Annotated in this window: 17 protein-coding genes; 9 read left to right on the top strand and 8 right to left on the bottom strand. The window is 38.2% G+C overall.

The genetic code is table 11. The features are described 5' to 3' along the window. The first annotated feature begins 70 nt into the window (after positions 1-70). The gene (gene uvrC, locus ACKC4Y_RS02195) at positions 71-2,056 is read left to right on the top strand and encodes an excinuclease ABC subunit UvrC (protein WP_409361778.1); all 1,986 of its coding nucleotides are present in this window, start codon (positions 71-73) and stop codon (positions 2,054-2,056) included. 73 nt (positions 2,057-2,129) lie between these two features. Then, positions 2,130-2,711, top strand: coding sequence for a CDP-diacylglycerol--glycerol-3-phosphate 3-phosphatidyltransferase (gene pgsA / locus ACKC4Y_RS02190; RefSeq protein ID WP_409361777.1), 582 nt, complete (start codon positions 2,130-2,132; stop codon positions 2,709-2,711). Between the two features lie 103 nt (positions 2,712-2,814). On the opposite strand, the gene ndk is transcribed toward pgsA, so the two are convergent. The 4 genes from ndk to bafA (ACKC4Y_RS02170) form a co-directional block, all read right to left on the bottom strand. Then, positions 2,815-3,237 carry a nucleoside-diphosphate kinase gene (gene ndk, locus ACKC4Y_RS02185; RefSeq protein ID WP_409361776.1) on the bottom strand — a complete coding sequence of 141 codons (423 nt, stop codon included), beginning with the start codon at positions 3,235-3,237 and terminating at the stop codon, positions 2,815-2,817. 305 nt (positions 3,238-3,542) lie between these two features. Beyond that, complete coding sequence (bafA, locus tag ACKC4Y_RS02180; RefSeq protein WP_409361775.1) at positions 3,543-6,140, bottom strand: BafA family autotransporter; 2,598 nt, start codon at positions 6,138-6,140, stop codon at positions 3,543-3,545. Between the two features lie 390 nt (positions 6,141-6,530). Further along, the gene (gene bafA, locus ACKC4Y_RS02175; protein ID WP_409361774.1) at positions 6,531-9,104 is read right to left on the bottom strand and encodes a BafA family autotransporter; all 2,574 of its coding nucleotides are present in this window, start codon (positions 9,102-9,104) and stop codon (positions 6,531-6,533) included. A gap of 358 nt (positions 9,105-9,462) precedes the next feature. Continuing rightward, the gene (bafA, locus tag ACKC4Y_RS02170) at positions 9,463-13,494 is read right to left on the bottom strand and encodes a BafA family autotransporter (protein ID WP_409361773.1); all 4,032 of its coding nucleotides are present in this window, start codon (positions 13,492-13,494) and stop codon (positions 9,463-9,465) included. Between the two features lie 572 nt (positions 13,495-14,066). On the opposite strand from bafA (ACKC4Y_RS02170), the gene ACKC4Y_RS02165 reads away from it, so the two are divergent. Further along, positions 14,067-15,356 carry an MFS transporter gene (locus ACKC4Y_RS02165; protein WP_409361772.1) on the top strand — a complete coding sequence of 430 codons (1,290 nt, stop codon included), beginning with the start codon at positions 14,067-14,069 and terminating at the stop codon, positions 15,354-15,356. On the opposite strand, the gene ACKC4Y_RS02160 is transcribed toward ACKC4Y_RS02165, so the two are convergent. The 3 genes from ACKC4Y_RS02160 to ACKC4Y_RS02150 all read right to left on the bottom strand — a co-directional run bounded on the left by ACKC4Y_RS02160 (position 15,353) and on the right by ACKC4Y_RS02150 (position 16,254). Continuing rightward, positions 15,353-15,616: a hypothetical protein gene (locus ACKC4Y_RS02160; protein WP_409362126.1), complete on the bottom strand. Its 264-nt coding sequence runs from the start codon at positions 15,614-15,616 to the stop codon at positions 15,353-15,355. The genes ACKC4Y_RS02165 and ACKC4Y_RS02160 overlap by 4 nt on opposite strands. Before the next feature lie 69 nt (positions 15,617-15,685). After that, entirely contained in the window at positions 15,686-15,826 is a 141-nt protein-coding gene (locus tag ACKC4Y_RS02155; protein WP_447582416.1) for a hypothetical protein, read from the bottom strand. Next, a complete protein-coding gene (locus tag ACKC4Y_RS02150) occupies positions 15,808-16,254 on the bottom strand; it encodes a DNA polymerase III subunit chi (RefSeq protein WP_409361770.1) in 447 nt (148 codons plus the stop codon). Before ACKC4Y_RS02150 ends, ACKC4Y_RS02155 begins: the two co-directional genes overlap by 19 nt. A 422-nt stretch (positions 16,255-16,676) precedes the next feature. Between ACKC4Y_RS02150 and lptF the strand changes: the two genes are divergently transcribed. The 6 genes from lptF to rsmA all read left to right on the top strand — a co-directional run bounded on the left by lptF (position 16,677) and on the right by rsmA (position 24,207). Continuing rightward, on the top strand, positions 16,677-17,867 hold the full coding sequence (gene lptF, locus ACKC4Y_RS02145; RefSeq protein WP_409361769.1) for an LPS export ABC transporter permease LptF: 1,191 nt from the start codon (positions 16,677-16,679) through the stop codon (positions 17,865-17,867). Then, the gene (gene lptG / locus ACKC4Y_RS02140; RefSeq protein WP_409361768.1) at positions 17,864-18,958 is read left to right on the top strand and encodes an LPS export ABC transporter permease LptG; all 1,095 of its coding nucleotides are present in this window, start codon (positions 17,864-17,866) and stop codon (positions 18,956-18,958) included. Before lptF ends, lptG begins: the two co-directional genes overlap by 4 nt. Further along, positions 18,959-21,313 (top strand): LPS-assembly protein LptD, encoded by a 2,355-nt coding sequence (locus tag ACKC4Y_RS02135; RefSeq protein ID WP_409361767.1) that lies wholly within the window; start codon positions 18,959-18,961, stop codon positions 21,311-21,313. A 103-nt stretch (positions 21,314-21,416) separates the two neighbouring features. Further along, on the top strand, positions 21,417-22,373 hold the full coding sequence (locus ACKC4Y_RS02130) for a SurA N-terminal domain-containing protein (protein WP_409361766.1): 957 nt from the start codon (positions 21,417-21,419) through the stop codon (positions 22,371-22,373). Next, positions 22,373-23,386: a 4-hydroxythreonine-4-phosphate dehydrogenase PdxA gene (gene pdxA, locus ACKC4Y_RS02125; protein WP_409361765.1), complete on the top strand. Its 1,014-nt coding sequence runs from the start codon at positions 22,373-22,375 to the stop codon at positions 23,384-23,386. The genes ACKC4Y_RS02130 and pdxA overlap by 1 nt, the downstream gene beginning before the upstream one ends. Then, positions 23,377-24,207 carry a 16S rRNA (adenine(1518)-N(6)/adenine(1519)-N(6))-dimethyltransferase RsmA gene (rsmA, locus tag ACKC4Y_RS02120; protein ID WP_409361764.1) on the top strand — a complete coding sequence of 277 codons (831 nt, stop codon included), beginning with the start codon at positions 23,377-23,379 and terminating at the stop codon, positions 24,205-24,207. The genes pdxA and rsmA overlap by 10 nt, the downstream gene beginning before the upstream one ends. 48 nt (positions 24,208-24,255) lie before the next feature. Here the strand turns inward: rsmA and gmk are convergent, their stop codons facing one another. Next, positions 24,256-24,921, bottom strand: a complete 666-nt coding sequence (gmk, locus tag ACKC4Y_RS02115) for a guanylate kinase (protein ID WP_409361763.1) — start codon at positions 24,919-24,921, stop codon at positions 24,256-24,258. Positions 24,922-24,964 lie beyond the last annotated feature (43 nt).

The raw sequence follows: 24,964 nt of genomic DNA, 5'->3' as shown, positions 1-24,964 counted from the left end.
ATAGATAGTGGAGCTTGATAGGATAAGAGCATTTCATATGAAAAACATAAAACACCTCCGGATACACTAAATGATCCTGAAAAAAAACACAGCTTGTCCCCAAAATGAACGAGAAAACCTTTCTTTTCTCTCTCATGTTATATGGGACAACGCCGATCAAGAAAATGATAAAAATCAATTCAAGGGTGCCAAGCTCATACAAGAGTTTGTCAAACATCTTCCGCATAAACCAGGGGTTTATCGGATGTTTGATGAAAATGGTGATGTTCTCTATGTTGGTAAAGCGTGTAATCTAAAAAAACGCGTTTCAAGTTATGCTCGTGAGCAGGGACATAATAACCGTATTACTCGTATGATCCGCGCAACATATCATATGGAATTTGTCGTTACTCATACAGAAACAGAAGCACTCCTTTTAGAGGCTAATCTCATCAAAAGGTTGCATCCACGTTTTAATATACTCCTGCGTGATGATAAAAGCTTTCCTTATATCATTCTTACTGATGACCATCGAGCTCCCGCGCTTTATAAGCACCGTGGTGCCCGAACACGAAAGGCACATTACTTCGGTCCTTTTGCCTCTACAGGTGCGGTTACACAAACAATTAATGTTTTACAACGCGCCTTTTTGTTACGCACCTGTACCGATTCAGTTTTTGAAAACCGTACGCGCCCCTGTTTGCTTTATCAAATTAAGAGATGTTCTGCTCCCTGTACACATAAAATTAGAGACAGTGATTATAGAGAGCTCGTTAAAGGAGCAAAAGCTTTCCTTTCGGGGAAAAGCCAGTCAGTTAAAAATGATATGGTTCAAGCTATGCATAAAGCTGCAGAGAATCTTAATTTTGAACAAGCAGCAGCCTATCGTGATCGTTTATCGGCCCTCTCTCACATACAAAGCCATCAAGGCATTAACCCACAAACTGTAGAGGAAGCAGACGTATTTGCAATTGCACAACAAGATGGGGTGACCTGTATTCAAGTGTTCTTTTTCCGCATGGGGCAAAATTGGGGAAATCGAGCCTATTTTCCTAAAGCAGATCCCTCTTTTTCTCGTACTGAAATTTTAGCAAGTTTTCTTGCCCAATTTTATGATGACAAGCCACTTCCAAAGCTTATCCTGTTATCTGAAGCAATCGAAGAAAAGGAACTTCTTACAGATGCATTCAGTCTAAAAGCAAATCGCAAAATATTCCTCTCTTTGCCCAAACAAGGTGAACGCAAAACCCTCGTTAACCATGCCTATATCAATGCTCATGAGGCACTCGGACGCAAACTTTCTGAAACAGCAACATATACAAAACTGCTTCAAGGGCTTGTTGAAATATTCCAACTGCCTCATATCCCACGCCGTATAGAGGTTTACGATAATTCCCATATTATGGGAACAAATGCGATAGGTGCGATGATTGTTGCGGATAAAACGGGATTTATTAAAAATCAATATCGCAAATTCAATATTCGCTCGACCGATATCACACCCGGCGATGATTTTGGTATGATGAAAGAAGTTATTAAACGAAGATTTTCGCGCCTTATCAAGGAACATGGTCTGCCTACTGGAAGAAACGGTACAAAGGGTACAAACAACGATTCTGTTCCCATTTGGCCTGATCTTATCTTAATCGATGGTGGTGAAGGACAAATAAACTGTGTGCATACAATATTATCTGAATTAAGGTTAGACAATCTCATCACAGTTGTAGGAATAGCAAAAGGTGCTGACCGTAACGCAGGACGCGAACGGTTTTTTATAAAAGGCAAAACATCGTTTACACTTCCCCCGCGTGACCCTATCCTTTATTTTTTGCAACGTCTACGCGATGAAGCACACCGTTTTGCAATTGGAACGCACAGGGCAAAACGAAAAAAAGAGACATTTAAAAATCCACTTGATGAAATCGAAAACATAGGACCAGCAAGAAAGCGTGCATTACTTCATCATTTTGGAAGCGCAAAAGCCGTTGCTGGTGCTTCTCTCGAAGATTTAATAAAGGTTAACGGCATTTCTGTTACGATTGCACAAAGAATTCATAACCATTTTAATGAAAAATAATACTTGTTTCATAATCTTTGCCTTGTTACGTTTATGAAATATATCATCTTTCACAAAGAATTGAAAATAGCCTATGAAAAATCATACTTTTTCTTTTCCAAATATTTTAACTTATGCACGAATTGTGGCAGTGCCAATGGTTGTTGCGTGTTTTTTTTTAGAAGGGCGATTGCAATCAAGTGACATTGCACGTTGGATCGCTGTCTCCATTTTTGTTGTTGCGTCCATTACTGATTTTTTTGACGGCTATCTTGCCCGTATTTGGGAACAAACATCCAATATCGGCCGCATGTTAGATCCAATTGCAGATAAACTTCTCGTATCTGCTTGTTTGCTCTTGCTTGCCGCAGACAGTACTATTGCTGGATGGACATTATGGGCAGCCATTATCATCCTTTGCCGAGAAATTCTTGTATCAGGATTACGTGAATATTTAGCTGAATTAAAAGTCAGTGTTCCTGTATCTCGTCTTGCAAAATGGAAAACTTTTGTACAAATGATAGCGATTGTCTTTCTTTTAGCAGGACCAGCTGGCAATAAAATTTTCCCTTATACAACGGAATTTGGTATCATCATGCTGTGGGTTGCAGCCCTTCTCACATTGTGGACAGGGTGGGATTATTTTCGTGCTGGCTTAAAACATGTTATCACATGAAAAATAGTAAACCCCACACACTCTTTCAAAAAAATCTGTAACATCATAAAAAAATCCTGAAACATGCAGTTTCAGGATTTTTTGGCTTTTATATACGATTTGATTAACCAACAATTTCCATCTCGGAAAACCAAAAAGCGATTTCTGTTTTTGCATTTTCAGCACTATCTGAACCATGGACAGAATTTTCACCAATCGACAAAGCGTGAACTTTACGAATTGTTCCCTCTTGTGCTTCCATAGGATTCGTAGCGCCCATCGCTTCACGGTTTTTAGCTATTGCATTTTCACCTTCTAAAACCTGTACAACTGTTGGTCCAGAAGACATAAATTCAACCAATTCACTGAAAAATGGGCGTTCTTTATGAACAGCATAAAATCTTTCAGCTTCACGTTGGCTCATCCACACACGTTTAGATGCAACAACACGCAACCCCGCATCCTCAAGCATTTTCGTAATTGCTCCTGTCAAATTACGACGCGTTGCATCTGGTTTAATCATCGAAAAAGTACGTTCTACAGCCATTTGACCACCTTTATTTCCAATATTATCTGGCTGTTCTATAGCGAGCAGGAAGCCTCTTGCCAAGTAACTATGAAAAAATCCGTATTAATTTTCAAAAATACATCATTAATCATAAAATAAATTTCAATAAAAATAGAAATATCAATGGTACCTGATACCCTCAGAACAATGCCATCACCTCTCTTACAAAAGCTAGATCTATTTGCATAGCCAGAAATACCGCTCCCCTAAAGATTTCTCATCAAAGAAAAACATATCTCGCGTGCAAAACATCATCCATTTAAGCTACTCAGAAAAACATACTATTAGAAGCTGTAGCGTACGCCCAAAATACCTTGAAGGGACTGCTTCACCTTGCTCCCTTTAATATAATGTGCTTCCGCATAAAGCTTTAATTTCTCACTCACTAAACTGCTTAAACCAACTCCTAATTTACCTGCATTCCCTGACAAATCTGTGGTAAATTTATGGAGTTTATTAATCGTTGTGTAATTGTTATCTTTACTCTCCCGTATCCAAGAAGCTGTAATGTAAGCCTGAGATGAAGCATACATTTCTGATCCAAATTCATACCCTAACGATAAGCCTACCTCACTGCGTAATGAAATCGATGGGCTTATATTACCTATCATTTTATTGGAAAGCTTGATTTCTTTACCTGCAGCTTGCAGCCACGTGAATTGCGCATAAGGTTGCATCCAACCACTCTGTGTTACTTCAAAACGATACCCCGCTTCAAATGACGCCCCCAAAGCCCACTGATTATACTTTCCTTCAATGTCTATACCATTGGTTGAAACTGCTTTCAGATTATTTTGATAATGATTGTATTTCAAAACACCATCCAGATATACTCCACTATGATCAAAATAAGTCGCATAAGCTCCAATGCTATACGTGTTTATGCCGCTGATACCACCTCGTGCATGCGCTACACGGGCTTGATCATAACTGCCAAAACCACCAATATAAAACTCTCCACTCATTAATTCGCTTAAGCCACTTATCCCTAAGGTTATACCCGTCTGCTCAAGCTTAAAATCTGTATGACCTGTTGCAATGTTTTCTTTGCTCTTGATCGCATGTGTCCATAGCGCCGCATTTTTCTTATTTCTGTCTAGAATGCCTCTTCCTGCACGTACAGTTTGCAATTCGTTGTGAAAGACAAGCTGAGGAGCCACTGACAGTGACAACACTGCATCCGTAGAGGGAGTAGTCAAAAAGTGGGAAACTGCTAGTTCCTTACGCGATTGCAGAGAAAGTCTGTCCTGATTACTTGGGCGCACAGTCATTTGATCGACTAAAGATTGAGCATCAGCAGAAACAACAGGCTGCTGATTCTCATCAGAAAGATGATGGCTACTAGCTGGACGCACCACCTCAAGAGCTTGATTTTTTTGAGATAATACAGAAGGCTGCTGCTTTTCTCTCAAATGCCGTGGAGGTCGTTCCTTAGGTTTTTGCGTAGTCCTTCTCTCTACACCAGTGGAAGAAAGCAACGAAAGAGCAGAATTCCCTCCCTGAGAAGAAGAACGGGGTCGACGAGCCTCCTTTCCTATATTAGCAGATGAAAAAGAGGAAACCTTCTGTTTCTTATTCCCACGCTGAGAGAGGACACCTGAAGGATTAGACTTTTCAGTCGCCGTACCCAAATACCAAATTACAGAATCACCACTAGAATCGGCAATTCCCTCCCTCTTATACAAGCTATACATATAGGTTCCACCATCAACAGCTGAAATTTCCTCTCCAGAATAGTTTGTTAGAGTAAAATTAGCTCCTTCGTTTTTGCTTCTATCGGTAATCAAATTGATCTCTGTAATAAAGCTATTCTTTTGTGAGAGAGCCCCTGTAATTTCAATGCCAGAATCGGCAACGCTTATCTTGTGATTACCCTCACTATTGCCAATCGATAAGTAATCGCCACGCCTCTCCGCACCACTAATATTGAAATAGAAATGTAAATTACCTGAAAGACTGCCAACATGCAATGAAATATGGCGTGGATCATACGGAATAGAAGTAAAACTAACAATTCCTCCATTACCGCCTAAATTTTCAATCCCAATATCAAGCCTATTATTATTCCGCTCTCCAACCAAAAATAATTCTTCATCACTCCGTTCTGTCACAGAAAGTTTCTGTTTTATAATGTGATTTGTGCTATCTCCAGCATAAAGATGAAGATGTCCTTTATCATTAACCTTTATTTCTCCTCTTAATTCTGCACCAACATACACCCATGAATTAGCAGAGTCATTAATCGTTAGACCTTCCACAATTCCACTAGGATATACTACTTGAATAGCACTACCACCTAAGGTAGTATTCTTAGCTGCTCCTCCTGGTAAAACGTGCTGCCGACCATCTTCAGAAACTGTAGTATCTGATGCAGCACCACCAGTTTTTTTATGTCCCATATAAAGATTTTGTTCCCCTCCTTGCATAACTTTTGTATACCAAGATGTTCCACCATCAGATACATTTTGTTGCCCTATTGCTCCATTACTACCAAAAACTGTGGCATTATATGCACTACTTCGCTTCTCTAGACTTGTAAGATCTAAAAGATTTTTCTCTTCAAAAACAAATTGCTTACCACCTTGGATTTTGGTATCCATAGCAGTTCCCTCACGCGTAACTATCTGTATTCCACCTTTGTCAACAGTAGCACCTATGGAAGTTGTACCATTCTCAACAATTTCCGCACCACCATCCTCGATTTTGGCATTAGTGCTAAGAAGATTACTAATCAGTACTGAACCTTTTGGTACCTTCCCCTCACCTGTCAAACTCGTTATATTGGTTAGCACCTCATTCCTTTTTTCAACTGCATTTGCAATTTGCACAAGATAACTACTGATCATCAGTATTGAAAAACCTAACTTACATTTATGTAGCATAATCTACACTCCACTCTCAATCATTAGACAAATATCCTGCAACTTCACAGGTGGACTGCTGTAGATTGTATCATAATGTGTTTTATTTATGTCTGAATGCAATTTTTCAGTGTGTTATTTATATATAACAATTATTGGTTGAAATGCGTAAATTAAGCTAAAGAAGCTTCTAGTCTGAAGCTGTATAGCTTTAAAAAATTCAAAGTGTTCTTTTAGGTGCAAGGAATAGCTTGCAAGATTTGCAATAATAAATGGAAAAATAATATCGCCTTTAATAAAGCGTAAGACCATTCTCAATGTCTATACACTCTTAGGGATGTATAGACATTGAATGTTTAACTCACGAAGATAATCAGACTTCTAAGATTAATCAGCATGAAAAACGCATATTTAGAAACTGTAACGTAATCCTAAAATACCTTGAAGTGACTGCTTAATTTTATGCCCTTTCATATAATGCGCTTCTACATAAAGTTTTAATTTGTCATTAACAAAACTGTTCAAACCAATTCCCAACTTACCCGCATTTCCTGATAAATCCGTGATAAATTGATACCGGTTATTAATTGTCGTATGATTATTATTTATATTCTCACGCAACCAAGCTGCTGTAATGTAAGCCGTTAATGGAGTATCGGCACCAACAATAAATTCATGACCTGCTGTTAATCCAACCTCACTACGGAATGAAGTTAATGGATTTATATCACCTATCATTCCGTTGGAAAGCTTGATTTTTTTACCTTCAGCCTGCATTCCTGTTAATTTGATATAAGGCTGCATCCAACCTCTCTGTGCCGTCTCAAAACGACAACCAATCTCAAATGAACCACCTATCGCCGACTGATTATAATCACTTTGAATGGCTAAACCGTTCGTTGAAATGGCTTTCAAATTATCTCTGTAATAATTATATTTCAAAACACCGTCCATATACCATCCGCGATTATCAAAGTAAGTTGCGTAAGTTCCAATGCTATAACTACTTATATCACTATCACCGCCTCGTGCATGAGCAACGCGTACCAGATCATAACTTCCGAAACCGCCAACATACAAATCTCCATGCGTTAGTTCGTTTAAATGATCAGCGCCGAACATTATACCTGTTTGCTCAAGCTTAAAATGTGTATGACCTGTAGCAATACGTTCTCTGCTCTTAATCACATAAGTCCATAGATCCGTATCTTTCCTGTTCTGATCCAGAATTCCTCTTCCAGTACGTAAAATTTCCAGTTCATTGTTAAAAACAAGCCCAGAAGTTATCGCTGTAGAAAGCACTGCATCAACTGAAGGAGTTGTTGACGCCCCACCACCAGGAGCCAACGGGTCTGTTGGATTAGGAAGTGAAGATTCTGGTCCACTGATGCGATCCGCAGCCAAAAACCAAATTTTTCCATTTTCCTCCTTTCTCTGTTTCAAATCATACATATAAGTTCCACCATCGATAGCGTTAATTTTTTCACCTGAGAGATCTGTCAGAGTAAACTGCGCTCCACCGCTTTGATCAGTAATTAAATCACGCTTATTTGAAGAAGGATCAGTGATTTCAATTCCAGAATCAGCAACGCTTACTGTGTGATTACCCTTTCCATTTTCAATGAAGAGATAATCACCACGGTTCCGTGCAAGAGTGGTATTGAATTTGAAATGTAAATTTCCTGAAAGATTATTAACATGAAGCTGAGAATAATACGGATCAGAGCCAGTAAAAGCAAAAATAACACTCCCCTCACCACTTAATTTCTGAATGAGAGAGCTTTTTCCACCAAACTCTTCGGTAATGGAGTATAATTTTGTATCTTGTCCATTTAAAATAACGTCTTCTACTGTAGTACGGTGTTGATCATTGCCAGCATAAAGATGAAGCTGTCCAGAATGGTTCACCAGTGTCTTACCTTCTAACGCCGAACCCGCATGCACCAATGATTTTGCTTCATCATTAATCGTTAGATTTTTCACATATCCATTAGTATATATTTCCTGAACAGCAGTCTCATTTAAAGAGACGCCAATAGCATTCCCTCCTTCTAAGACACGCTGTTTGCCACCATCAAAGATTTGTGTATCAAACGCAAAACCACCATTTTTTGCACTTTGAGCCTTTTTTGCAACCTCTTGTACACCTCCTCGCATAACTTTCGTATTCCAAGCACTTCCCCCATCGTATATCTTTTGCTGACCCAGTGTTTCGCCTTGACCATAAATTACTGTATCTGCAGCGCTACTCCCTTTAATCTGCCCTCCGACATCCCCCTCCCCGAAAATAAGCTGCTCACCACCATAGATTTTTGTCCCTTCGACTCTTCCTCCAATCTCAATCCTTTGCTCTCCACCTTCCTTAACGATAGCATTTTTTGAAAAGCCTTGTTTCCCCTTTGAAGCCTGAATAATTTCAGTTCCACCATGTTCAATTTTGCTACCCTCACTGAGGCCCCCCGCAGAAACATGAATCTCTGCACCATTTCTTACCGTGTTATTGATAGACCGTCCTGGCTTATCTGTATTACCGTCATTTAAAAAGTAGCCTTTACCATTATTATCGAATAAATGATTTTCTAGTTCAGTCCCACTATTAATGAAAATAAGCTCAGAATCTTTAAGCATCGTATTATTTTTTTCTTGCGCATACGATTCAGCATTGCCAACACCGTTGCCAACAGAATCTCGCATTTTTCTGGCTAATATTTCACTACCCTTATCCGTAGTAATACCATTAAGCATTTCAAAAGTGCCTGATCCGCCACCTGCTTCTACAATGGCATCACTTTTAGATGCTTGAACTTTTGTGTATCCTTCTGTTCTCACACCTCCATTATGTTGACTGTGTGATATTTTCTCATTTATGCCATAATCTGAAGGCTGATAAAAAAGTTGTATCCTGCTCTCACCCGCAACAGCCGCTTGAACAAAACAGCTGCTGACCATGAGTGCCCAATAACCTTGTTTCCACTTATATTGCATAACTATACCCTCCCCCTTCACGTCTGAGTAGACACCAAAGGTAATTAGCTCTGCAAAAATTATTTTCAACCTAAAATTTTAAGAATTATCTTTAACACTTTATTAACATTGAAAAAGTTTACTTTGCATCTTACTGAATTCTTTGTTTGATTGAGAGCATCAGGCAGTGCTTAAATTGCTTCTTTTTATACTCGTCGTTAATGTTTTACCAAAGGGTAAAAAGCACAAAACAGCACACTGTAGGGCACTCAACTTATTATAAAAAGTACCTTTGTATTTTCTCAAAAATTGTACTCTGATCATCACATATCTCGCGTACAAAACATCACCCATTTAAGCTACTCAGAAAAACATACTATTAGAAGCTGTAGCGTACGCCCAAAATACCTTGAAGGGACTGCTTCACCTTGCTCCCTTTAATATAATGTGCTTCCGCATAAAGCTTTAATTTCTCACTCACTAAACTGCTTAAACCAACTCCTAATTTACCTGCATTCCCTGACAAATCTGTGGTAAATTTATGGAGTTTATTAATCGTTGTGTAATTGTTATCTTTACTCTCCCGTATCCAAGAAGCTGTAATGTAAGCCTGAGATGAAGCATACATTTCTGATCCAAATTCATACCCTAACGATAAGCCTACCTCACTGCGTAATGAAATCGATGGGCTTATATTACCTATCATTTTATTGGAAAGCTTGATTTCTTTACCTGCAGCTTGCAGCCACGTGAATTGCGCATAAGGTTGCATCCAACCACTCTGTGTTACTTCAAAACGATACCCCGCTTCAAATGACGCCCCCAAAGCCCACTGATTATACTTTCCTTCAATGTCTATACCATTGGTTGAAACTGCTTTCAGATTATTTTGATAATGATTGTATTTCAAAACACCATCCAGATATACTCCACTATGATCAAAATAAGTCGCATAAGCTCCAATGCTATACGTGTTTATGCCGCTGATACCACCTCGTGCATGCGCTACACGGGCTTGATCATAACTGCCAAAACCACCAATATAAAACTCTCCACTCATTAATTCGCTTAAGCCACTTATCCCTAAGGTTATACCCGTCTGCTCAAGCTTAAAATCTGTATGACCTGTTGCAATGTTTTCTTTGCTCTTGATCGCATGTGTCCATAGCGCCGCATTTTTCTTATTTCTGTCTAGAATGCCTCTTCCTGCACGTACAGTTTGCAATTCGTTGTGAAAGACAAGCTGAGGAGCCACTGACAGTGACAACACTGCATCCGTAGAGGGAGTAGTCAAAAAGTGGGAAACTGCTAGTTCCTTACGCGATTGCAGAGAAAGTCTGTCCTGATTACTTGGGCGCACAGTCATTTGATCGACTAAAGATTGAGCATCAGCAGAAACAACAGGCTGCTGATTCTCATCAGAAAGATGATGGCTACTAGCTGGACGCGACGCATTAACAGTCTGATCTTCCAACGACGAAAAAGTTGAAGGAATAGAAATAAATTGACTTTTGCTTAAATGTCGAGGAGATCTACTCATGCGTGGTACATCATCAATGTAAACCGCAAACAAAGACCAAATTTTTCCTTTGTTATGATTTTTTTTCTTTAGAGCATATATATAGACTCCATTATCAATAGCGTCAATCTCTTCACCAGAAAAATCTGTCAGAGTAAAATGCGCTTTTCCACTTTGATCATGGATTAAATCAAGCTCAAAAACCAAATCCTGATTTATTAAAGAAGAATTGGTAATTTTAATACCAGAATCAATAACGCTTATTTTGTGATGACCTGTACCTTTTCTTATAAGGAGGTAATCACCGTGCTGATTTGCAAAATCGGTATTAAACCTAAAATGTAAACTCCCTGAAAGATTATTGATCTCAAGTCGAGAGTAATGTGGATCAAACACGCTAGAAGTAAAAATAACACTGCCATCCCCCCCTAAGTTTTCAATCAAAGAACTCTCACCATCAATGTTAGAAGCAATAGAATACAATTTGGAATCTTTTCCATTTAAAAGAATTTCTTTTACTTCCGTACGAGATCGATCAGCACCAGCATAAAGATGAATTCGTCCAGAATCATTAACTGTTGTGCTTCCTTCTAATGTCGCACCATGCTGTAACCATGATTTTGCTTGATCATTAATCGTTAAATCTTTCACATAGCCCCCTAAATCTATCTTCTGAAGAGCTGTCCCTCGTAAAATGACACCAATAGCCTCGCCTCCCACGAAAACATTTTGCTCTCCACCAGAAAAGACCTCCGTATCAAATGCAGAACTGCTATTATCTCTTAAATCATCTTCTACATAAAGATTTTGTACTCCTCCTTCCGTGATCTTTGTTCTAAAAACCATCCCGCCATTATACACGTTCTGGTATCCTAGCTCTTCATTTTGACCAGAAATGACAGTGTCATAGGCGCGGCTCTTCACCAACTCACCATTGATATCAACCCCTCCTGAAACAAACTGCTCACCACCATAAATTTTAGTTCCTTCAGCTTTTCCTCCATTCTCAATTCTTTGTTTCCCATCTTTATACACAATAGTCTCTTGTGAAAGACCCTGTGTCTTAATAATCTCAACACCACCACTTTCAATGGTGGTATATAGATTAAAACCGCCGTTATAAACATGGAGTCCCCCACCATCCCGAACCCTATTACTAATCGAAGATTCTGCATTGTGACTATCAATGCCATCGCCTCCCTCAAAACTATCAAAGCTAGGATCCGCAATAGCGACAACCATATCCTTCTCAATAGTGAATTCTGTGAGAACATCTAAGAATGGAGCTGTATATGGTTTCAGGAAAAAATTTAAAAATAAAGGATTTTTTGTACTATCGAGAGCGTAATTCGCATCTAGATACCAAATTTTACCGGTATGCTTATTTTTTCCGTATTTCAAACTATACATGTAGGCTCCAGCATCAATGGTTCTGATTTTTTCGCCAAAGCCGTTCGTCAGAGTAAAATGAGCGTTTCCACCGCGATCAGAAATTAATTTGAGCCTTTTGTGAGAAGGATTTATAATTTCAATCCCGGTGTCAATAATACTTATTGTGTGATAACCTGAGCTACTTTTTTTAATAAGAAGGGAATCACTACGATGATTCGCAAAATTAACACTGAAATCAAAATGTAAATTACCTGAAAGATGATCAACGTTAAGTTGAGAGTAATAATTATCAAGTCCCATAGAGGTAAAAATAACTCTGCCACTTCCGCTTAATTTCTTAATATTAATTTGGGATTTTTTGCCGTCACCCTTAGTAGCAATAGAATAGAATTTTGCATCTTCTCCATTTAAAATAAGTTTTTCTACTTCAGTAATATTTTTATTATTACCAGCATAAATACAGATACTGCCAAAATCATTAACAGTTGTATCTTTATGTAATATTGCACCCCAATATACCCATGATTTTGCTTGATGATTAATTGTTAGGGTATCCACATATCCATCACCATATACTTGCTGAGTAGCTCTATCATATAAAATAACCTCACTCGCGTTTCCTTCTGCCAAGATGTTCTGTATACCATCCTTAAAAATCTCTGTATAAATTGCAAAAGCACCACCATTTAATGTAGAATCCTCATCTTCTGTATCATCATCTTCTGAGACCCCATTACGAAAACTCTCTGTACCATCAAGATTCTGTATCCCTCCTTTCATAATCTTTGTATCAAAAACTATCCCACCATCATATACATTTTGTAGTCCTGGTATGCCACCTTCACTATAAATCTCAGTATAATAAGCGCTGCTTTCCCTAAGATTATCTTCAAAAATCCCCTTGCCAACAATAACCTGCTTACCACCATAGATTTTAGCCCCCTCAGCATTTGCACCACTCTTAACAATTTGTTTTCCACCTTTTTTAACACTGGAATATTCTGAATTACTCAGATTTTGGACAAACTCAATACCACCATTCTCAATTGTCGTATCCCTACTAACACTCGCTTCATCAATATAGAGCCTCCCACCATCCCGAACCGTATTATTAATGGAATACCCTGCATCATTATAGTTAAAGCTCTTTACTTTTTTACCAGAATCCTCAGAATCATGGTCGGTAATATAGACAGAAGTCGCATCACTGATTACTGAATGTGTTAACAACTTAAAGAAAAGGCTCTTTCTTCCCTCTTCTTCAAGCAAGGCATATCCTTTTGTTCTTTGTTCATTCTGTATGCTTTTTGATCCCCCTTCTTTTTCTGCTAATCCTCTCAGTTTTGGTAACCACTTGCTTATTTCTTCCAGCTGTTTATTTACGCTAACTGGTGTTAATGAACTCTCGCTTGATGCAACTGCAGCAGCTGTATTTGCAACCTTTACAAGAAAACTACTGGTTATTAATGCCCAAAAACTCAGTTTCAATTTGCGCTGCATTATCCATACTCCACGATTTGAAATAAAGAATTCTGCATACTTAGAAAAAGTGCAGATACAAAAACATCACGACTCAACTGCTCAATTTCATGTTTTCAAGACAAAGAATCGCCCTACACCAAGAATTCAGGGCGTTAAGTTTTGACTGATTAATATTGCACATTATGTGCTTTAAAACTTATACACACTTAAAACTTGAAGACATTCTTAATGCAATCAAAAAGTGTTTTAATTGCATCCATAAAAGATTTTTTTAATCTTAAAATATTCAGCACTGGTCCACGAAACTAAAATTGATCCATAAACAGACAAAACCCGTGTGATGTTTTAAAGAAATTGCATCGTCTATAGAAATACACTTCTATCTTCTATGGCATTAAAAACGATGCCTTTATTGTATTCAATTCAGATGCATTTACAGTGCAAGCATCCATACTTATAGTGCCCTTATTAATTGTTCTTATGCACTAGAATCATAATAATATCGACTCGACACTGAATTGAAATTTTTATAGTTTAAGGTGTTAGTTTAATAATTTGATTTGTTATACACTGAAAGGGACATTTTATTCATGTCTATAAACTCAGAAACACAAGGTGCAAGCAAAAGAAACTCTCCTCGCCGAATTTTGTTTGCAAGCCTTATTGGCCCAACAATTGAATTTTTTGATTTTTATGTCTTTGCAACTGCCGCAGCTCTTATATTTCCTCATGTGTTTTTTCCAACACAGAATGACCAACTTGCTATTTTACAATCTTTCCTGATCTTCGGAGCAGCTTTTTTTGCACGCCCCTTTGGATCAATCGTTTTTGGACATTTTGGAGATAAAATTGGACGAAAAGCAACACTTATAGCTGCTCTTCTCACGATGGGGTTGTCAACAGTTATTATTGGTTTCCTTCCTACTTATGAAACAGCTGGATGGTGGGCGCCTTTCTTCTTAACCTTATGTCGTATTGGACAAGGAATGGGGTTGGGAGGCGAATGGGGGGGAGCCGTTCTGCTAGCAACAGAAAATGCCCCTCCAGAAAAGCGTGGTTGGTATGCGATGTTTCCTCAATTAGGCGTTCCAATCGGTTTGTTCTCGTCTATTGTCGTTTATTTAGGTCTATTGCACTTCCTTGATCATGATGAACTTTTAGCATGGGGATGGCGTATTCCTTTTATTGCTTCAGTTGTTCTCATGCTTGTGGGATTATGGGTTCGTCTTTCAATTAACGAAACAGTTGCATTCAAAAAAACTCTTGAGCGTAAAGAGCGTGTTAAAGTCCCTATAATAGATGTCTTTTTAAAATGCCCGCGAATCTTATTTCTTGGGACATTCTCAGGCATGGCAACATTTGTTTTATTTTATTTGGTCACTGCATATTTGTTAAGCTATTCAACGAACCATTTACAATTGTCATTTCATCAAGCTCTTCAAGTAGAAGTCATCGGTGCCGTTTTCTGTGGAATTTTTACCATAATAACCGGAAAACTTGCTGATCGTATTAGACGTAGAACTTTGATGATTTGGATCACGATAATTACTGGACTCTATTCTTTTGCAATTCCTTATTTCTTAGAATCTGGAATTGGAGGAATCCTTGCAATGTCCATCATTGGCTTATCAATCATGGGAGTTGTATATAGTCCGCTTGGTGCTGTTTTGGCTTCGCCATACCCAACAGCAATTCGATATACAGGTTCATCTATAACTTTCAATTTATCCGGTATCGTAGGTGCATCTCTCGCACCTTACATTTCAGAGTATCTAGTACAGCATTTTGATACTTCTTATATCGGATATTATTTACTTCTTGCCTCTTTTATTTCATTGATTTGCTTCGTTGGATTTACGGATGATGAAATATCCAACTAGAACACAATGAAGAAGACCAAAACGAGTACTGGTGGCAGAAATGCTACCAGTTTCGTTTTTAAAGACATCGGTTGTGGTATATTCCACCACAATATTCCAGCAAACAGCGCACTGAGAAATAAAAATAACATGTCCGCAATATTACCAATATAAGTAATGGGAAATATTTGTGATAGTATATGCGTTGTCCCCAACCATGAAACGCAAAGAAAAGCTAACATCACAGCCCATAAAATAAGTAAGAGCCGATCAAAAATCATCATCATCATTCCCCTTGAATATTTTGCGAGAAAGACCGCAATTAGCGATTTTTGACCGAATTTTTATTGTCACCAGAAAAAAATCACAACAAAAACCCAACGGCCTCCTCCCGATTCTTCCGCAACAAAAATCTCTGGATTTATTATTCCCATCAGCCCTACAAAAATCAAAATAACAGACGTTACACGCATCAAACCTGTTTTTTCCAACAGCGATCTTCAGTCTGCTGCCAATAAGTCAAATGATGATTTTCCATTTTATATTTTTTCCACTGGGCACGAACAAGGTTCAATTGTTCATCACTTTGACCATCAAATATTATGACAAGTCGTTGATAAGAATCAATATCCGAACAGATGGCTCCCTCTATGAGAAAACGTATCTTTGAATCATTTGGATTTTCATGACCCGTAGTAAGAAATACAGGCTGAAAATTTGGATATTGATCACACTCAGTTCCATGCCCAATAAACGCTTCATCAGCATAAACCCATAAACGTGTATCTATAGCATCGCGTCGTTCTTTACTCACACATTGTATTGTTATCTTACCAAAACGAATAAGCGCACGCTCTACAAGTGTCGGCAAGATATCTTCCAACGTTGACTGCGTTAAATGATAGAAAAAAATATCCACCCTCTTAGCCCTTCATCACTTTGTAAAAGAAGCCACAGCCTTTTTGGAAAAACGTCTATGTCACCAGTACATAAAGGAAATAATTTTAAATAGAATGATTCCTCTTTTCTGATTGTATGTATTATCTTTTTTTTCCTGTCTGTTAAAGATAGAAAAAGAAAAAACATATCATCATTTCCTAGTGAAGAAAGAGATGTATTTTAGTTTGTTTTTTAGCTTCTCTGTAGACTACAGTTGAAAATAGAATATAATGCACAGCAGAATGGGTTGAAATTAACGAGCTGTCTTATACCTATACTCTTTATTTGGTAACAATGCGCAATATATGGGAAGATCGTTCTTAAATTTTGGTTGTGTTTTTTAATTTAAAGTAATGTAGAGTATCTGCTCTCTAATTAAAGATTGAGGATGTTAGCCAATCTATGCGTATTATTGAGTTATACATCCTAAAACGCGTTTTTATTCTGTTCAGTGCTGTTATGATTGCAGCAATCAGTATTAGTTGGACAGTGCAAATCCTTGCACGGATAAATTTTCTCACAACAAGTAGACAAACGCTCTTAACCGTCTTGCAGTTTTCACTCTCATTGGTTCCTTCTGTTGTTTTTCTTGTCATTCCGTTTGCCTTAGTCATTGCAATTACCAGCACCCTTTCTGCAATGAATCAAGACTCAGAACTTGCTATCATCAGTGCCTCTGGTTTTCCCAAAAGTACTGTTTGGAAACCAATTCTTCTTCTCGCTCTTTTTGCATCGGGTATATCGTTTTTTATAGCCAATTTTGTCGTTCCTCAAGCACGTCTTAATATGCGACAAATGCTAGCAAGTGCCCAGTCTGATCTTCTTAATCTTTTCATTAATGAAGGTAGCTTCCAAAAACTAGCCAATAACCTTTACATAGAAATTGGTGAACGAAATCCGAACGGAACTCTTGCCCGTCTTTTCATCGTTGATCAACGCGATCCTAAGACTGATCTTTTTTATTATGCAACAACAGCATCAATTGTGAACAATAAAAACGGCAACTTTTTAGTCCTCAATAATGGTGAAATAGAAAGGATTAGTCATCAAAATGACAGTATCTCGATCGTTCAATTCAGTTCGTATACCTTTAGCCTAGGTGAATTCATCCCCCATGATAAAATGCCCACACTTTATCCAAAAGATAGGCCCCTTTCCTATTTGCTCAATCCTGATCCAAAGGATTCGTATTATCAGCGCAAACCCCTTCAATATAAAGCTGAATTTCACCGCAGGCTTACAGAATGGCTCTATCCAATTGTTTTCTCACTCATTGCATTAGCAGCAGCAGGAGATACACGCTCATATCGACAGGCCCATAACTCTGCAAACCTCTCAGCAATTGCCTTTTCTTTGCTGGTTTATTGGATGGGATATTTTTTTGCCGAAAAAGCAAAAAGTGATCTTGCATACGTTCCTCTGCTTTATATTACACCAATAGGAATGAGCATGCTCACTTTTTTCATGCTCTTAACAAATCATAAAATCGGTATCCCCATAAAAATTAACGAAATTATTCAAATAATTTCTCAAAAAGTTATGAACAAATTTAAACATCGAAAATCTCAATATCCCTCGGATAAAGCATCATGATTGGGCGGACGCTTGGACGATATTTTTTTATATATTATCTTAAAATGGTTTGTTATTTTTTCGGGGGTATTTTGATTCTAGCTCTTTTAATCGACTTTACAGAAAACTCTGGTCGACTATCTTATCTTCCCCATTATACAGCAAAAGATGCATTCCTCATCTCCGTTTTACGCATCCCTTTTATCATGCAACAACTCATCCCCTTTATTGCACTTTTTTCTGCAATGGCAATGTTGATCTCACTTAATCGAAAATCTGAGCTTGTGGTAACGCGTTCAATTGGTGTTTCTGCGTGGCAGTTTCTCATGCCTGCTTGTTTGGGAGCCTTTCTTTTTGGATTGTTTTCAATTCTTGTCGTTAACCCACTTGCCGCATGGGGATTTTCTCAAGCAGAAAAAATGATGACTGAGTGGCGCAGCAATAATAATATGCTAACATCTCTCAATAACACGCGCATCCCATGGTTAACACAACGTACAAATTTAGGCAGAACAACCATTGGTGCTAAATCTATTACCGATCAAGGACTTTCTCTTATCGACGCAACCTTTGTGCAATATAACGATAATGCAACAGTCAAAAATTGGATTAACGCCAGAAAAGCAACATTGACAAACGGTGCTTGGCTGTTAACAAATGGAACGATCTATAAAATAGGACACGCTCCTGAAAAATTTTCTGAATTTCAAATAAAAACCAATCTAAAACCCGAATTTTTAACTGAACGTTTAATGAATCCCGCGACTATCCCATTTTATCAATTGCCAACAAAAATTATGATTGCACGCTCATTTGGCTATTCTGCCAATAGTTTTGATATGTACTTACAATCTTTGATCGCATTACCCGCACTGCTTATAGCAATGACTCTCATTGCAGCAACTGTATCTTTAAAATTTACGCGCTTTGGACAATCTGGAACACTGATCCTTGGCGGCGTCATCGCTGGCTTCACACTTTATGTTATTTCCGTACTCGTTCAAGCTTTTGGGAATGCCGGATATATTCCACCCATTATTGCAGCTTGGACACCAGTTGTTATTGCATTATTTTTGGGAATCTCCTTTTTGCTTCATAAAGAGGATGGCTAGGTGAAACTATTAACAGTTAAGAAAATCAATTTAACAAAATTAAGAGCCTTCGCTTTAAAAGGTGTTATTGGCTTTATTTTAGGTGTATCCTTATCCTGTTATACACTCGCCCAAAACCTCACTCCCGTTACTCAAAATCCTACCCTAAATTCAGTAAGTCCTCTCATGCTCTCTGCGGAGGAACTCATCTACAATCGTGATGACAATACTGTTTCTGCACAAGGCAAGGTTCAAATCGAATATGATGGCAATAAATTGATCGCCAAAAAAGTCACTTATAATCAAAAAACAGGACGTATCATAGCACAAGGAAATGTTGAAATTACTCAAAAAGATGGAAACAAAATTTATTCTAATCAGATTGATATGACTAAAGATTTTGGCGAAGGATTCGTAAATGCCTTACGCATTGATACAGCCACTAACGTCCATTTCGCGGCAACAAGTGCCACACGCAGCAATAGCCAAATAACAGTCTTCGATAATGCCACCTACACAGCCTGTGAACCTTGCTCTTATAAACCAGATAAAGAAGTCCTATGGAAAATTAGAGCAAGAAAAATCATATGGAATAACACAACCAAAAAAATTCGGTTTGAAAATAGCCGTTTTGAAGTTTTTGGTATACCGATTCTGCAGTTTCCAACTTTTGAACTCAATGATCCAACTGTGAAACGCGCTAGCGGTCTCCTTGCTCCTCATTTTTTTTACACTGATTATCTCGGCATAGGCATAAAAAACTCCTATTTTTGGAATCTCGCCCCCCATTACGATTTCACACTTTCTTCTACTATCTATACCCAACAAGGGCTTTTGACTGAAGGTGAATGGCGTCAACGTTTAAAAACAGGCAATTACAATATTCGCTTTGCCCATATATACCAAATGAAACCACATAATTTTGACAATGATACGATTGATGCACAGCATAAAAACCGTTATATGCTAGCAACAAAGGGTGATTTCCGTATTAATTCACGCTGGACTTATGGATGGGATATTCTCGCACAGTCCGATCGACATTTTAGTCGTGCCTATAAACTTGAGAACTATAGCGATCCTACACAACTTTCCCAGCTTTATTTGAATGGTCTTAAAGATCAAAACCACTTTGATATGCGTTTTTATCACTTTAAGGTTCAAGATTTGATATTAGATGACCCCACTTATGAACGCCACTCTCGGCAAGCATGGGTTCTCCCTCGTGTTGATTATTCTTTCACACCAGATAAATCCGTTTATAATGGACTGCTCACTTTTCATAGCAATATGCAATCAATTTATCGTCGTCATACCGATTTCAGCTCTACTGACTGGAACGGCCATCCGCTTAACACTTCTAGGCTTTCAGGTGTCGCTGGAAATAGTTTTCGTTTAACAAACGAGCTAGAATGGAAAAAGCGCTTCAACACGCACGGTGGACTTATATTAACCCCCATTCTCTCTTTACGTGCCGATATCATTAAAACAAATATGCACGAAAACCACGCTGATCATATAAAAAATGCCTCCTCCTCAGCATTCCGTGGCATGGCAACGGCAGGTTTGGAACTGCGGTATCCCTTTCTCATTAGATTTGACAATTCTACACATATTATAGAACCAACCGCACAAATTTTTATACGCAATAATGAACGCTATATCGGACAAATCCCTAATGAAGATACACAAAGCTTCGTATTTGAAGCAACAACTCTGTTTCAACGTGATAAATTCTCTGGTTATGACCGCGTAGAAGGTGGAACAAGAGCTAATATAGGTTTAAGATATTCTGGAAACTTTAACAATGATTGGTCTCTTTATGGTCTTGTTGGACAATCTTTTCATATTGCTGGAAAAAATTCTTTCGCAGAAAAAGATTTTGTGAATGTAGGCACTCATTCTAGCCTCGAAGCAAGACGTTCAGATTATGTTGCAATGTTTGGCGCAAACCATAAAAGTGGTTTTTCCTTGGAAACTCGTGGACGTTTCGATAAAAAAACAGGGAAAGTCCATCGTAGTGAAATTGAAGTGTCACAAAAATGGCAAAATTTTTGGGCAGCTCTACAATATGCCTATATCACAAGTCAGCCATCTTATGAATATCCACAAGAGCGCCAAGAAATTTCTTTTCAAACTGGTATTAAATTGGCTAACTATTGGTCTATTAATAGCAATGCCGGTTATGATTTAGTGTCTCGTGCGTTCGTAAAGCGGGGAATTAATTTGAGTTATACGGATGAATGTTTCGGGTTAACATTCGGTTATCAGCAAATAACTAATCCAGGAAAAAAAACACCTTTGCAAAACTTTAATTTCTCTCTTTCATTGCGTACAATTGCAGATATTGGAAAAAAGAAAAAATCAGATTTATAAAGAGAGAATGTATAGGTGTTTAACTTATCATTGTTTTTATGAAAAAAAACGTATATTTTGAGTAACTGATAAGAATTGATAAACAATGCGAAGGCTTATTTACATGAACAAATTTAAAAAGCGTACTCGTGCTTTATTTTGTGTTGCTGCTTTGAGCATAAGCAGTCTACTGGTAAGTGAATTTTTAATTCCGTCAGCCTTCGCGCAGACTGCCATTATTATCAAAGTCAATGGTACTCCTATAACAAATTACGATATCCAAAAGCGCATTGCTTTTCTCAAATTGCAACAAAAACAAGGAAATCTTTTTGCGCAAGCTAAAAATGAGCTTATCGATGAAGCCCTTAAAAATGGCGAAATAACACGCCGTAATATTGAAGTGAGCGATAATGAGGTTGACAGTGCTTTTGAGAACTTTGCAACGCAAAATAATATGACTATTGATCAACTCAACCAGATTTTGATTCAAAATGATATCACAGTGCAACACTTTAAAGATTACATTCGTGGACAAATAGGATGGGGACGTCTCGTTAATGCACGCTATCAAGCTGAAACTGGTATGATTAGTGAACAAGAAGCTGTACGCAGAATATTAAAAAATGGTGGCATAAAGCCTTCAACCAATGAATACACGTTAAAACGAATTATTTTCGTCATTCCTGCACATCGCCGTTCAGAAATCTTTGAAAGACGCCAAAGAGAAGCAAAAAATTTCCGAGCACATTTTAGAGGATGTGCTAACGCCCAAAACCAAGCAAGAGGTATTTTAGATGTTACTATCCGCCACTTAGGAAAATTTCTCGAACCTCAACTTCCCAGTGCATGGGAACAGGCTATTCTTGCAACACCTGCTGGAAAAATGACTCAATTTCAAGAAACATCTGATGGAATTGAAGCGCTTGCTGTGTGCAAAATAAAAAGAGTTTCTGATGATTATGTGGCTCGGTTGATATTTTCCATTCAAGATAGCAAGCAAAAAAGCCCGCAAAAACTTGAAATTTTAAGCGAAAAATATTTAGGAGAATTGCGGCGGGTGGCACGTATTCAAAACTCATAATGGCTGTGCTTGTTGTTAGTGGTGGTGATCCTGCCGGAATTGGTCCTGAAATAGCACTAAAGGCATGGAATTTGCGTATTACACGCCAAATTCCGCCTTTTGTTCTTCTCGCTGATCCAGATGTTATTCGTGCACGTGCTCATTTTTTACAAATCGATGTCGAGGTAGAATCTGTTTTAACAGATAATCCTGTAAAAAACTTTCAAGCAGCTCTTCCTGTAATACCATTAAAAAACCGGCAAAGTGATCAACTGGGATGCCCTTCACACAACAATACTGCTGGAATAATTGAAGCGATTACACGTGGAGTTCAGTTGATTCAAAGTGGTCGTGCGTGTGCACTTATCACTTGCCCTATTGCAAAAAAAAGCCTTTATGATGCTGGGTTTGAATTTCCAGGACATACAGAATTTTTAGCTCATTTAGCCCATCAAACCTCTGGTAAATGCTATCATCCGGTTATGATGTTATCTGGACCTCAATTGAAGACGGTACCAATTACTGTTCATATTCCATTCAAGGAAGTTCCATCATACCTCACTCGTCAGATAATCATTCAAACGGCATTCATTACTGAACACGACTTGAGAACACGATTTAAAATAACTGAACCCCGTTTAGCTGTTGCTGGTCTTAATCCTCATGCGGGAGAAGAAGGTGCAATGGGAAAAGAAGATATTGAAATTATCACACCCGCTATTGAATATCTTAAAAATAAAGGACTCAATATCATAGGCCCACTGCCTGCCGATACAATGTTCCACGAGCGTGCAAGAAAGGCATATGATATTGCCCTTTGCATGTATCACGATCAAGCGCTTATTCCTGTTAAGACACTAGACTTTGATACCACTGTCAATATCACTTTAGGACTCCCTTTTATTCGTACTTCTCCAGATCACGGAACTGCTTTTGATATTGCTGATAAAGGGATAGCCTCTCCCGAAAGCTTTATTGCTTCTCTTAAACTTGCAAATCAACTTGCTAAAAATAGTTTTATACCATGCCAATAGATAATCTACCTCCTCTTCGTGAGGTCATTGATACATATGGATTGCAAGCTCATAAATCTTTGGGACAAAATTTCCTTTTTGATCTTAATTTAACCTCTAAAATTGCTTATCAAGCAGGAAATATAGAAGGAAAACCGGTTATTGAAGTTGGTCCAGGTCCTGGCGGTCTCACCCGCGCCTTGCTTGCAAAAGGTGCCATTGTAACAGCGATAGAGCGCGATGAGCGTTGTATACCCGCTCTCTTAGAGATAGAAAAACACTATCCACAAAAACTAAAGCTTATTTGTCATGATGCATTGAAGCAAGACTTCTCAAAACTCTTTGAAGAAACCTTAGAAAAACCACGCATTATTGCGAACCTTCCCTATAACATTGGAACACAACTCTTATTAAATTGGCTGTTGGCTGAACCATGGCCCCCTTTTTATGAATCAATGACATTGATGTTTCAACGTGAAGTTGCCAAACGTATTACCGCCCGACCTCAATCTGAACACTATGGACGTCTTAGTGTCTTGACCGGCTGGCGTACCACTGCCAAAATTGCTTTTGATGTGCCTCCTCAAGCTTTCATACCAGCACCCAAAATAACTTCTTCCGTTGTCCATATCATTCCGCGAACACAACCTCTCACCTGTTCCGCACAAAAATTAAGCTTTGTCACAAAAACTGCTTTTGGACAACGACGAAAAATGCTTCGTCAAAATCTCAAAACCATTGGAGGTGAAAAGCTTCTAGAAAAAGCTGGAATTGATGGAACACGCCGAGCTGAAACGCTCTCAATTTCCGAATTTGTGACTCTAGCTAATTTGATGACCTAAAAAAGCGCAACTTTTTGCTCATTACTCCTTGCAAAAACAATAAAGACGTTAATCAATCTTTTCAGCAATAAGCCCATCAACAAAAGATTCAAGAAAGGAGCACCGCTCGCGTTTTACTGTTTCGGCTAAATAAATCGATTTAATAAACAACAGAGACTGATTTATATCCTCATTAATGACTACATAATCATACGAACGCCAATGCTGCATTTCCATTCGTGCATTCTTCAATCGCAAATTGATGACATCTTGAGTATCTTCTGCCCGACGATGTAAACGCGAAATGAGTTCTTTCATTGATGGTGGAAGAATAAAAACAGATACAGTATCCCCTGGCATTTTTTTTTGAAGTTGTTTAGTGCCTTGATAATCAATATCGAATAACATATCTTGGCCAGACTTCAGTGCATTTTCAACGGTTTCACGTGACGTTCCGTAATAATTTCCATGGACTTCTGCCCATTCAATAAATTCATCACTATCACGCTTGCATTCAAATTCTTGCTTTGAAATAAAATGATAATGAAGACCATCTACTTCACTGGAACGTTTTTGCCGTGTTGTCATACTTATGGAGAGCTCTAATTGTTCCTCTTTCAGAAGTAACCGAGAAAGGGTTGATTTACCCGCCCCTGAAGGTGAAGAAAGAATAAACAAAAAACCGCGACGCTGATTACTTTTTTTAGCACTCAATTCACTCTTAAAGAATGTCATCTCACCGTTCTACTTTTTCTTAAATTTTGCTTCAAAATTTCAA

This window comes from Bartonella heixiaziensis (assembly GCF_046245125.2).
Taxonomy (GTDB): domain Bacteria; phylum Pseudomonadota; class Alphaproteobacteria; order Rhizobiales; family Rhizobiaceae; genus Bartonella; species Bartonella heixiaziensis.
The sequence above is the reverse complement of the archived record's forward strand: the minus strand, read 5'-3'. Positions and strand labels throughout refer to the sequence as shown.

Bases quoted from the DNA above. Each gene is read 5' to 3' on its own strand.
- bafA (WP_409361773.1), bottom strand. From the start codon at position 13,494: ATGCAGCGCAAATTGAAACTGAGTTTTTGGGCATTAATAACCAGTAGT.
- lptG (WP_409361768.1), top strand. From the start codon at position 17,864: ATGATTGGGCGGACGCTTGGACGATATTTTTTTATATATTATCTTAAA.
- ACKC4Y_RS02165 (WP_409361772.1), top strand. From the start codon at position 14,067: ATGTCTATAAACTCAGAAACACAAGGTGCAAGCAAAAGAAACTCTCCT.
- lptF (WP_409361769.1), top strand. From the start codon at position 16,677: ATGCGTATTATTGAGTTATACATCCTAAAACGCGTTTTTATTCTGTTC.
- rsmA (WP_409361764.1), top strand. From the start codon at position 23,377: ATGCCAATAGATAATCTACCTCCTCTTCGTGAGGTCATTGATACATAT.
- pgsA (WP_409361777.1), top strand. From the start codon at position 2,130: ATGAAAAATCATACTTTTTCTTTTCCAAATATTTTAACTTATGCACGA.
- ACKC4Y_RS02160 (WP_409362126.1), bottom strand. From the start codon at position 15,616: ATGATTTTTGATCGGCTCTTACTTATTTTATGGGCTGTGATGTTAGCT.
- ACKC4Y_RS02130 (WP_409361766.1), top strand. From the start codon at position 21,417: ATGAACAAATTTAAAAAGCGTACTCGTGCTTTATTTTGTGTTGCTGCT.
- ndk (WP_409361776.1), bottom strand. From the start codon at position 3,237: ATGGCTGTAGAACGTACTTTTTCGATGATTAAACCAGATGCAACGCGT.
- uvrC (WP_409361778.1), top strand. From the start codon at position 71: ATGATCCTGAAAAAAAACACAGCTTGTCCCCAAAATGAACGAGAAAAC.
- bafA (WP_409361775.1), bottom strand. From the start codon at position 6,140: ATGCTACATAAATGTAAGTTAGGTTTTTCAATACTGATGATCAGTAGT.
- bafA (WP_409361774.1), bottom strand. From the start codon at position 9,104: ATGCAATATAAGTGGAAACAAGGTTATTGGGCACTCATGGTCAGCAGC.
- gmk (WP_409361763.1), bottom strand. From the start codon at position 24,921: ATGACATTCTTTAAGAGTGAATTGAGTGCTAAAAAAAGTAATCAGCGT.
- pdxA (WP_409361765.1), top strand. From the start codon at position 22,373: ATGGCTGTGCTTGTTGTTAGTGGTGGTGATCCTGCCGGAATTGGTCCT.